Source organism: Chromobacterium haemolyticum DSM 19808, assembly GCF_000711885.1.
GTDB lineage: Bacteria > Pseudomonadota > Gammaproteobacteria > Burkholderiales > Chromobacteriaceae > Chromobacterium > Chromobacterium haemolyticum.
In genome coordinates, this window is sequence record NZ_JONK01000038.1 from 33,327 (window position 1) to 43,633 (window position 10,307).

At 61.6% G+C, this 10,307-nt stretch carries 9 protein-coding genes; 8 read left to right on the plus strand and 1 reads right to left on the minus strand.

The annotated features are described in order from the left end of the window. Positions 1-64 precede the first annotated feature (64 nt). Positions 65-604: a type VI secretion system lipoprotein TssJ gene (gene tssJ / locus BR71_RS18035; protein WP_052370793.1), complete on the minus strand. Its 540-nt coding sequence runs from the start codon at positions 602-604 to the stop codon at positions 65-67. Between the two features lie 180 nt (positions 605-784). Between tssJ and BR71_RS24865 the strand changes: the two genes are divergently transcribed. The 8 genes from BR71_RS24865 to BR71_RS18075 form a co-directional block, all read left to right on the plus strand. Then, on the plus strand, positions 785-1,651 hold the full coding sequence (locus BR71_RS24865; protein WP_231138246.1) for a M15 family metallopeptidase: 867 nt from the start codon (positions 785-787) through the stop codon (positions 1,649-1,651). Between the two features lie 27 nt (positions 1,652-1,678). Beyond that, positions 1,679-5,446 carry a type VI secretion system membrane subunit TssM gene (gene tssM / locus BR71_RS18045; RefSeq protein WP_043640821.1) on the plus strand — a complete coding sequence of 1,256 codons (3,768 nt, stop codon included), beginning with the start codon at positions 1,679-1,681 and terminating at the stop codon, positions 5,444-5,446. 13 nt (positions 5,447-5,459) lie between these two features. Further along, positions 5,460-6,479 (plus strand): type VI secretion system-associated protein TagF, encoded by a 1,020-nt coding sequence (gene tagF, locus BR71_RS18050; protein ID WP_043640824.1) that lies wholly within the window; start codon positions 5,460-5,462, stop codon positions 6,477-6,479. Between the two features lie 83 nt (positions 6,480-6,562). After that, positions 6,563-7,075, plus strand: coding sequence for a type VI secretion system contractile sheath small subunit (gene tssB, locus BR71_RS18055; RefSeq protein WP_043640826.1), 513 nt, complete (start codon positions 6,563-6,565; stop codon positions 7,073-7,075). A 3-nt stretch (positions 7,076-7,078) separates the two neighbouring features. Then, entirely contained in the window at positions 7,079-8,563 is a 1,485-nt protein-coding gene (tssC, locus tag BR71_RS18060) for a type VI secretion system contractile sheath large subunit (protein WP_043640828.1), read from the plus strand. Between the two features lie 112 nt (positions 8,564-8,675). Then, positions 8,676-9,173, plus strand: coding sequence for an Hcp family type VI secretion system effector (locus tag BR71_RS18065; protein WP_043640831.1), 498 nt, complete (start codon positions 8,676-8,678; stop codon positions 9,171-9,173). Between the two features lie 141 nt (positions 9,174-9,314). After that, positions 9,315-9,749, plus strand: a complete 435-nt coding sequence (locus BR71_RS18070) for an OmpA family protein (RefSeq protein WP_052370795.1) — start codon at positions 9,315-9,317, stop codon at positions 9,747-9,749. 133 nt (positions 9,750-9,882) lie between these two features. Next, positions 9,883-10,307: contractile injection system protein, VgrG/Pvc8 family (locus BR71_RS18075; RefSeq protein ID WP_043640834.1), on the plus strand; the 425-nt coding region annotated here is incomplete at its 3' end.

Genomic DNA, 10,307 nt, shown 5'->3' on the forward strand with positions numbered 1-10,307 from the left:
GCAGCCCTTGTCATGCAAAAGGGTTTGTTAATTTTCAGCGTTGGCTTGGCGCCGTTTTCAGGCGTCAGTTCCGGCTGGCGGCGCAGTCCGCCTTGGCGGGCGAAGGCTGGCCGGGCATGGTCAATGCCTTGGGCTTGATGGCTTCCAAGTGGCAATCTGCGGCGCGGAAGCTCAGATCTTTGCTGCGGACGGCGTCTGCGTCATACAACAAACGCCAGAAGTGGGCATCCGGCCGGCGGAAAAAACCGACGACGCCGATGAATTGAGCGTCTTTTTCAATGGTGACGTCTTCCAGTGTCACTTTGCCACCTGGCAAAAAGGTCAGTTCTTTGCTGCTGATCAGGCTGTCGCCCAGCAGTTCTGATTCAGGCTTGCCGCTGGACAGCGCCTCCATGGTCAGACGGTTGAAAGCCTGCTGGTTTTTCAGCTGGTAGACGTGCACCACTACGGACAGCGGTTTGCCTTTGGCGTCGCGGTTTAGCGAGGGGCTGCCCTCAGCTTTGATGTCGATGGTCTTCGTGCTGGAACAAGCGGCCAGAGAGGCAATGACAATGGCGTAAAATAGGATGCGTACCTGTTCCCAGCAGGGGCGTTTTTTCATCATGACGGCGGTTCCTAACGATTGGATTTGTGACTATCTGCTATCGAAAGTATCCCAAATTTTTGGTTTAATTGGAATGCATGTCCCATTGCACATTGATTTGCACTCAGTTATTAAAATTCGAAATCGGGTAGCTCAAGCTATTGATTTAAATTGTAATGTCATTTATTGTCTCGCGTCAAAATGCATTTGAACTATATATTGCCGATTCTGGTGCTTGGCATCGTTTTGCTCCTGTCTTGGCTGGGCTGGAAATTCTTCCTGGGACAGCCCCGCATCTTGGAAGGAAATCGCTCTCCAAAGCCGGTGTTGACCGGGGCGGAGGCCTTGGGCGCGCTTGCGGCCGGAAGACCTGAAAAACGCAATGAAAAGCCGGCGGTAAGCGCCGCTTTTTTGCGTGCGTCGCGCCGTGCCCCCAGCGTAGCCGCGCGCTATTGGCGGGTGTGGCTGCCGGTGGTGTCGCTGCTGTTGGTGGCCCTGGCGGTGGCCATCACGCTGAAGTTGAACCGTTTTCATCGCAGCCCGGAATTTGAGGTTTCCGAGTATGCGCAGGGCATGAGAATCAAGCAGACGCTGCTTGAAGAAAAACTAGTGCCGCCGCCGCCGCTTCCGCCGGAAGCTTTTGTCAATGTCATTGCGGAGCGGCCCAGCCTGGGACATGCGGATCGAGACTGGAGCAAGCTGAATCCCGAGTTTGTGCAAGTGGTGCTGCGGGTCATGGAAAGAATGAAGGCCAGGGGCTTCCCCATGGTGCTGCTGGAGGGCTATCGCAGTCCGGAGCGTCAGGATTCTCTGGCCGGGCAGGCCACGCTGGTAACCAAGGCCAAGGGTGGGCAGAGCAAGCATCAATACGGCTTGGCGGTGGACCTGGCGCCCATCCGCGAAGGCAAGGTAGTGATATCGGAACGTGATCCCTGGGCGATGCAGGCTTACAACGCGCTGGGAGAAGAGGCGACGGCGGCCGGCCTGACTTGGGGTGGCAACTGGAGTTTCAAGGATTTCGGACATATCGAGCGCTCAGGCTCGCTGAAGTCCTTGCTCAAAAAATAACGGTTTTCAAGAAGGTGGTGGGTGTTTATGAAAGGTTGGCTGCGTCACGCCAAGGTGGCTTCGGCGATCGGGTTCCTGATCCTGATCGCTCTGATCTGGTTCCTGGGACCGTGGTTGGGCCTGGAGTCGCTGGAAGCCCGTTTGGGCTGGATTATCGGCGTCATGTTGTTATGGGTGCTGACCCTGCTGGTGGGCCAGGTTTTGGCGCGCCGTGCCGGCGGTCTGGTGGAGCGCATGCTGCGCAAGCAGGCTGACGAGGCGGTGATCAACGCCAGCTCCGACAAGCGCGCCGAGGTCACCCTGCTGCGCCAGCGGCTGTTGGGCGCGATAGACACCCTGAAGAAATCCAAGCTGGGCAGCGCCAGCGGCAGCGCCGCGCTGTACGAACTGCCTTGGTACATGATCATCGGACACCCGGCTGCGGGCAAGAGCTCGGCCATTCTGCAGTCCGGCCTGACCTTTCCGTTCAGCGACAAGAGCGGTATTCAGGGCGTGGGCGGCACCCGCAACTGCGACTGGTTCTTCTCAACCGAAGGCGTGCTGTTGGACACCGCCGGCCGTTACGCGACTCAGAGCGAGGACCGGGTGGAGTGGCTGGAATTCCTCAAGCTCCTGAAAAAGCACCGCGCCAAAGCGCCGGTCAACGGCATCCTGATCGCCATCAGCCTGCCGGAGCTGGCGCAGCACCATAGCGAAGGTTTCACTCTGTACGCGCGCCAGATCCGCGAGCGCATTCACGAGGTGTGCAACACCTTCGGCCTTTTGGTGCCCATCTATCTGGTGTTCACCAAGCTGGACCTCTTGGGCGGCTTCGCCCAGTTTTTCCAGGACGCCAGCGATGAAGACCGCGCCAGGGTCTGGGGCGCGACGCTGAGCGCGGATCAGGGCACGGGTTTCGACGTGGCCACCGTGACCGGCCAGCAGTTTGAACTGCTCTACCGCGGCCTGGTGCAGGCCGGCGAGGAAAAGCTGATCCAGTACCGCGGCGACCAAGTCAAGCCGGCGCACTTCGCCTTTCCCATTGAATTCCACGGCTTGAAAGAGGCGGTGGTTAAATTCGTCAAGCTGCTGCACGAAGAAGACCCCTATCACGCGCGTCCTCTGCTGCGTGGTTTCTATTTCACCAGCGCCTTGCAAGAGGGCGTGCCGCGCATCGTGGCCGCCAATCGCGTGCAAGGCCAATTCGATCTGAGCCAGGGCGGCCAGGAGATGAAGCAGGCGCCGGCGTCTTACAGCTACTTCCTGCGTAATCTGTTCCGCGACGTGCTGTTTCAGGATCAACACCTGATTTCGCGCCAGACCAAGCCCAGCGGCAGCCGCTGGCGTTTGTTCGGCATGGCCGCCGGGGTGTTGTCGCTGGCCGCGCTGGCCAGCTTCTGGACCTGGTCCTTCATCGGCAACCAGCATTTGCTGGACGAGGTGAAGGCCGAGCGCGCGCAGGCGCAAAAGCTGGCCGCCAGCGGGCAGTTGTACGACAAGCTGCGCTCGCTGCAGATCTTGCAGAAGCGGCTGGAGGAATTGCAGGCTTACCGCAAGAACGGCGCGCCGTGGCAAGTGGGCCTGGGCCTGTATCAGGGCAAGGAGTTGGAGCCGCAACTGCGTCGCGAGTATTTCACCGGCTTGAAGGAAGTGATGCTGCGCCCGGTGCAGCGCAATCTGGAAACCACGCTGGTGGCGCTGAAGCCGGAGTCTCCGGCGCCGGCTCCCGCGCCCGCGCCGGTTGTGAGCGAGCCGCCCAAGCCGGCCGCGCCCGCGCCGTTCAAACCCAAGCCTAAAAAGCACGCGCCGCGCGGCGGTTTGCCCAATATCAACCTGAGCGCGCTGGATTGGCCGCAACGCGCCACCACCGCCAAGCTGGAGGCCTCAGCGGCGCAAGGCGAGCCCGCATCCGCTCCGCAGCGTAATCCGCAGCAACTGGACGCCAGCTACAACGCTTTGAAAACCTATCTGATGCTGCATGAGCAGAAGCGCATGGACGAAGCGCATCTGATAGACCAGCTGCCGCGCTACTGGCGGCCCTATCTGGAAAGCCAGCGCGGCCAGTATTCGGTGGAAGAAGTGATGGCGGTGGCCGAGAAGCTGGTGGCTTTCTACGTTAGCCAGATCAAGGAAGCGGACCTGCCGCTGATCGAGAACAACGCCAAGGTGGTGGGCGAGGCCCGCGATGTGCTGCGAGGCTCCTTCAAGCGCCTGTCCGCCCAAGAACGGGTGTTCAACGAAATCAAGGCCCGCGCCAATACCCGTTTCGCTCCGCTGACCGTGGCGCGGATTCTGGACAACCGGGATCTGGACGTGATGGCCGGCAGCCAGATGGTAGAGGGCGCCTACACTCGCGAAGCCTGGAACACCTATGTTAAGGGCGCTATCGACGAAGCCAGCAAGGGTGAAATCCGTAGCGACGACTGGGTGCTGGCCTCGTCTACTCAGGACAATTTGGGCCGGGACGGCGACGTGGAGAAAAACCGCGCCGCGCTGGAGGCCCTGTACCGCGCCCAATACGCCGCCGCCTGGAAGAAATTCCTGATCGGCGTCACCACCCGCGACTTCACCAATCCGGCCCAGTCCGCCTCCGCGATGGCGCGCTTGTCCGATAAGCAAAGCTCGCCCATCAAGCTGGTGCTGGCGCGCGCGGCGATGGAAACCGCCTGGGACAATCCGTCGGAGCTGAACCGCTCGCTGGAAAACGCCAAGCAGTCGATGCTGGAAAAAACCGCGGAATTCCTCAAGGGCGGCAGCTCGCCGGCCCAAGCGGACAAGACCAAACTGTACGGCGAAGTGGGCCGTCAGTTCGCCGGCGTGGCGCAACTGGTCAAGGGCGACAACCCGCCGATCAACGCTTACCTGGAACAGTTGGCCAAGCTGAAAGCCAAGCTGGCGGCGATCTCCAGCACCGACGAACCCGGCCCGCAAGCCCGCGCCGCCTTGCAGGCGACCCTGGGCGGCTCCGGCTCGGAGCTGGGCGATACCGCCTCCTTCGTAGACAACACCCTGCTGAGCCAAGTCACGCCGGAAACCGGCGAGATGGTGCGCCCGATGCTGGTGCGCCCGCTGACCCAGTCCTACAACGCTCTGCTGGGGCCGGTGGCCAACGACATCAACCAGGCCTGGGCCAACGAAGTGCTGCCCCAGTGGAAGCAGCTGGCCGGCAAATACCCATTCGCGGATTCCAGCAACAGCGCCTCGGTGGCGGAGATCAGCCGCTTCGTCAAGGCCAACGACGGCACGCTGGACAAATTCATCAACAAATACCTGAACGGCCTGGTGCAGAAGAAGGGCGACCAATTGGTGCCGCGCGCCTGGGGCAATATGGGCGTCAAGTTCAACCCGGCCTTCCTGTCCAGCGTCAGCAGCCTGTCCGCTCTGGCCAACGCACAACTGCAAGACGGCGAAAACACCCGTTTTGAACTGCAGCCGACGCCGACGCCGGGCCTGTCCGAAATCGTGTTCGAGGTGGATGGCCAGGAACTGCGCTACCGCAACGGCCCGCAGGCCTGGCAGCCGTTCACCTGGCCCGGCAACGGCCAGAACGCCGGCGCCCGCATCCAGGTGGTGTCCTACAGCGGCGCCAGCAGCGTGGTGGGCAACCAGCCGGGACGCATGGGCCTGATGCGCTTGCTGTCCAGCGCCAAGGTCAGCCAGGACAGCCCGGACTCCGCTCAGCTCACTTGGAACTTGCGCAAGCCCGACGGCGAGGCGCAAACGGTGAAATTCAATTTCCGCATGGTTGGCGGCGTGAATCCGCTGCAACTGAACAAGCTTTACAAGCTGACCTTGCCTGAGCGCGTGACGCTATAAGGGAGACACAGTCATGGCGTTCAATTTCAAGCGGGCGCAGGAAACGCCTCCGCAATTCTGCATTTTTGGCAAGTTGCCGCGCCGCGGCGACTTCGTCCGCGTCAATGCCACCCACCCGGCGGCCACTCAGCTGGACCAGCTGCTGGCGCAAAGCCTGGGCGGGCTGGAGGCCGGTCCGGACGCGGTGGAGCGCTACCGCGCGATGCCGGGCACCAGCTTTGTGCTGCGTAGCCGCGACCAAATGTGGCTGTCGCTGGGCGTGATGCAGCCCAGCCGCGATGAAAGCGGCCGTAATTATCCTTTGGTGGCGGCCTCGCTGATGCCTTGCGACGGGCCTTTGCCGCCGCTGTCGGTGTTGATGCTGGCCAATGAGCTGTTCTTCTCCGGCTTGAAGGAGCAACTGAGCAGCGCCATCGACAACGCCGTGGAAATGCTGGCTTGCCGCCAGTTTCTGGAGGAGCAGTCCTTGTTTGGCATCTCCTCCGTGGCGGATCTGGACTTGGCGCAGCAACTGCTGGAGCGGCATCTGAGCGTGACGCCGGCTTCTCATCTGAGCCGGCTGTTGAGCAGCCGGGGCCTGCCGGATCTGGAAACGGTGCTTCTGGCCTTCACCTTCCACCACCAGCTGTTGCGCAAGTTCCAAGGCAGCCTGACGGCGCAGACCTATCTGCTGCCGCTGCCGGACAGCGATGGCGAAGACATGTTGGCCGCGGCCACTTGGTTGTCGCTGTACCAGGCGGCTACCGCCGGCCAGGCCGGCCAAGCGGAGCAATGTCTGCTGATTCACCGGCCGGAAGGGCGCTTCCTGGCCCTGCTGCCGGGCGACTTGAACGAGCAGATTGTCTCGCAGTGCTGGGGAGGGCAGCTGGATGCCCGCTTCATCGTCGACGTGGCTGAGCCGCAGGCGCCGTGGCGCAGCCATCAGGCCTACGCAGAAGCGGCTTACATCCTGGGGCGGAGGCTGAACGATCCGTCCATTTCGGTGGCGCAGTTGCGCGAAGTGGCGTCCAGCCTGTCGCGCAGCGTGGCCTGAGTAGTGACGTAACACCGGAACGGCCGGCGATATCCGCAGAGGCCGCTCCAATCAGAGCTTTGTGAACTTGAGAGAGAACCATCATGGCCAAAGAAAGCACACAGAAAAAACTGTCGCGGGTACGCCCGCCGCGCGTGCAGATCACTTACGACGTTGAAATCGGCGACGCCATCGAAACCAAGGAACTGCCCTTCGTGCTGGGCGTGCTGGGCGACTACTCCGGCCACAGCAAGGAGCCGTTGCCCAAGATGAAGGAACGCAAGTTCGTTCAGATCGACCGCGACAACTTCGACGAAGTGCTCAAGGGCATGGCGCCGCGCCTGGCCATCAAGGTGGACAACAAGCTGAAAGACGACGGCAGCCAGCTGGCGATGGAGCTGAACTTCGAAGAACTGGCCGATTTTGAGCCGCAGAACGTGGTGGATCAGGTTGAGCCGCTGAAAAAGCTGCTGGACGCGCGCAAGCGCCTGGCCGACCTGCGCAACAAGATGGCGGGTAACGACAAGCTGGAAGAATTGTTGGACGAAGTGGTGCGCGATACCGAAAAGCTGAAGGCAATCAGCCAGGCCGCGCATCCGGACAAAGCGGGAGAGTGATAGATGAGCGCAGAACAACAACTTGAGGCCGTCGCGGCCGCAGCACCGGCGGCGGCCGGCAGCCTGCTCGACTCCATCATCGAGCAAAGCCGCGTCGCCACCAACGACAACGAAAAGGGCCACACCCGCGACCTGATCGGCGAACTGGTCGACCAGGTGCTGGAAGGCAGCGTCAGCGTATCGCGAGACCTGTCCGCCAGCATTGACGCGCGCATCGCCGAGATCGACGCGCTGATCTCCTCCCAGCTGAACGAGATCATGCACCACAACGACTTCCAGAAGCTGGAAGCTTCCTGGCGTGGTCTGAAGTACCTGGTGATGGAGTCCGAAACCAGCACCATGCTCAAGATCAAGGTGCTCAACGCCTCCAAGAAAGACCTGGTCAAGGACTTCAAGGCGGCGCCGGAATTCGACCAGAGCGCGCTGTTCAAGAAAATCTACGAAGAAGAATACGGCACCTTCGGCGGCGCGCCTTACGCCGGCCTGGTGGGCGATTACGAATTCACTCGCCACCCGGAAGACTTCTACCTGCTGGACGAACTGTCCCACGTAGCCGCCTCCGCGCACGCGCCGCTGATCACCGCGGCCTCTTCCGGCCTGTTTGGCCTGGAAAGCTTCACCGATGTGGGCAAGCCGCGTGATCTGGCCAAGATCTTCGACACCGTCGAATACGCCAAGTGGAAATCCTTCCGCGAGTCGGAAGACTCCCGTTACGTCGGCCTGGTGTTGCCGCACGTGCTGGGGCGCCTGCCTTACGGCCGCGACAACGTGCCGGTGGAGGAATTCGACTTTGAAGAAAACGTGGACGGCAGCACTCACGAAAAATACCTGTGGACCAACGCCTCTTACGCCTACGCCGCGCGTCTGACCTCCGCTTTCGCCCAATACGGCTGGCTGGCGGCCATCCGCGGCGTGGAGGGCGGCGGCCTGGTGGAAGGCCTGCCGGCCCACACCTTCAAGACTGACGACGGCGAAGTGGCGCTCAAGTGTCCCACCGAAGTGGCGATCACCGACCGCACCGAAAAACTGCTGTCCGACTTGGGCTTCATCTCGCTGGTGCACTGCAAAAACACCGACTACGCGGCCTTCTTTGGCGGCCAATCGGTGCAGAAGGCCAAGACTTACAACACGGACTCGGCCAACGCCAACGCGCGCCTGTCCACCCAACTGCCCTACATCTTCGCGGTATCGCGCATCGCGCATTACATGAAATCCATCATGCGCGACAAGATCGGCAGCTTCGCCTCGCGCCAGAACGTGCAGGACTTCCTGAATACTTGGCTGGCGCAATATGTGCTGCTGGACGACTCCGCCAGCCAGGAAGCCAAAGCCAAGTATCCGCTGCGCGAAGCGCGCGTCGACGTGGTGGAAGTGCCGGGCAAACCCGGCGTCTATCGCGCCGCCGCCTTCCTGCGGCCGCATTTCCAGCTGGATGAACTGACTATTTCCCTGCGTTTGGTGGCGGAACTGCCGCAACCGGCGGGTTAAGGCTGGAGAGTCCGCGCGCGTCCGCCGGGTTTAGGCGCGGCGGCGGGCGCGGGCGTCTTTTGGAATGGGGGGCTTAGCCTCCAATTTTTGACCTTTGTTTAAGGAGAAGTAAATGGCTTTTGATGCATTCCTGAAAATTGACGGTATTCCTGGCGAAAGCAGCGACGACAAGCACAAAGACTGGATCGAGATCCAATCCTTTGCTCACAAACTGGAACAGCCGGCCCAGGCTACCGCCAGCTCCGCCGGCGGCGCCACCGCCGAGCGCGTGAACCACGCCGCTTACGAAATCACCCACTTCCTGGACAAAGCCAGCCCGAAGATCTACGAAGCCTGCTGCAAGGGCCAGCACATCAAGGAAATCACCATCGAACTGTGCCGTGCCGGTGGCGACAAGGTGAAGTACATGGAGATCAAGATGGAGCAAGTCCTGATCGCCAAGGTTGAGCCGCATGGTTCCGCTAACGACAACGGCTTCCCCAGCGAAAAAGTGAGCTTCACTTACGGCAAGATCAAGTGGACCTACACCCAGCAGAAACGCGCTGACGGCGCTGGCGGCGGTAACGTCAGCTCCGGTTGGGACCTGACCGCTAACAAAGCGATCGCCTAATTTCCTAGCGGTGCTGGAAAGCTGACCCGCCCGTCGTTCGGGCGGGTTTTAGGCATCCGGGAAACTGCCGCGCGCCGGTCCGGCGCAGCGGTTTCCCGGCTGCTCTTCGCCATGTTTAAAGTCAATCCGGGAAGTAATGCTATGAAACGTTTGCTGATGGTCGCCGCGCTCGCCTTGTCGCTGGTGGGCTGCAAGACCAATCCTAACGCTCAACAAGCCTCGAAAGACCCCGCCGTGATCAAGGCGGCGGAAGAAAAGGCCGCGCTGGACAAGGCCGTGGCCGCCAATATGGCCATAGACCCCAACCTGATCCCGTTTGAAAAAATGAGCCCGAAACTGTCCCCGGTGGGCGAGGCTCAATTGCAACTGCTGCTGCCCAAGCTCAAGACCGCCAAATCCATTCTGGTGCGCGGCCATTGCTACCGCGGCGACATCGGCAACGCTCGCGCCGCCGCGCAAACCCGCGCTATCGCCGTCAAGCAGTTCCTGACCGATGCCGGCGTGCCGGCCAATAAAATCACCGTGCGTTACGACACCGAGCGTCAGTTGCACGCGGTGCGTTTGATCGCCAACTGAATCTCGGCGCCGGGCCGCCATGCGTAAGCGGGCGGCCGGGCGTTTTCGGGTGCTTAAGCAAACCCGGCGCAACCGCGCAGGGTTTGCTTAAGGACTCGCCAATTGCGCAGTCGATTTGAATCGGGTTAACGCCATGGACCTCAGCACCCTGCTCGCCAGCTTCGCCTCCGCCTTCAACCAAGACCAACGCCTGCTCACCCTCAGCCTGGGCGACGGCAGCGTGGCGGCCGAGCAATTGCTGCCCCTGAGCCTGGCCGGCGAAGAAGGCGTGTCCCGGCCTTACGCCTACCAGCTGGTGTGTTTATCCCCAGACGGGGCCATCGAACTCAAGACCCTGCTCGGCCTGCCGGCCCGCATCGGCATCCTCGACGCCGCCGGCGCGGAGAGCTTGCGCTGCGGCGTGGTGTCCAAAGTGGAAAGCCTGGGCTCGGACGGCGGTTTCAGCCGCTATCAGCTGACCATTGAGCCGCCGTTCGCGCTGCTGCGTCATCGCGTCAGCTCGCGGGTGTTCCAGGACCTGTCGGTGCCGGACATCGTCAAACAGATCCTGGCCGAGCA

Bases quoted from the DNA above. Each gene is read 5' to 3' on its own strand.
- tssJ (WP_052370793.1), bottom strand. From the start codon at position 604: ATGATGAAAAAACGCCCCTGCTGGGAACAGGTACGCATCCTATTTTAC.
- BR71_RS24865 (WP_231138246.1), top strand. From the start codon at position 785: ATGCATTTGAACTATATATTGCCGATTCTGGTGCTTGGCATCGTTTTG.
- tssM (WP_043640821.1), top strand. From the start codon at position 1,679: ATGAAAGGTTGGCTGCGTCACGCCAAGGTGGCTTCGGCGATCGGGTTC.
- tagF (WP_043640824.1), top strand. From the start codon at position 5,460: ATGGCGTTCAATTTCAAGCGGGCGCAGGAAACGCCTCCGCAATTCTGC.
- tssB (WP_043640826.1), top strand. From the start codon at position 6,563: ATGGCCAAAGAAAGCACACAGAAAAAACTGTCGCGGGTACGCCCGCCG.
- tssC (WP_043640828.1), top strand. From the start codon at position 7,079: ATGAGCGCAGAACAACAACTTGAGGCCGTCGCGGCCGCAGCACCGGCG.
- BR71_RS18065 (WP_043640831.1), top strand. From the start codon at position 8,676: ATGGCTTTTGATGCATTCCTGAAAATTGACGGTATTCCTGGCGAAAGC.
- BR71_RS18070 (WP_052370795.1), top strand. From the start codon at position 9,315: ATGAAACGTTTGCTGATGGTCGCCGCGCTCGCCTTGTCGCTGGTGGGC.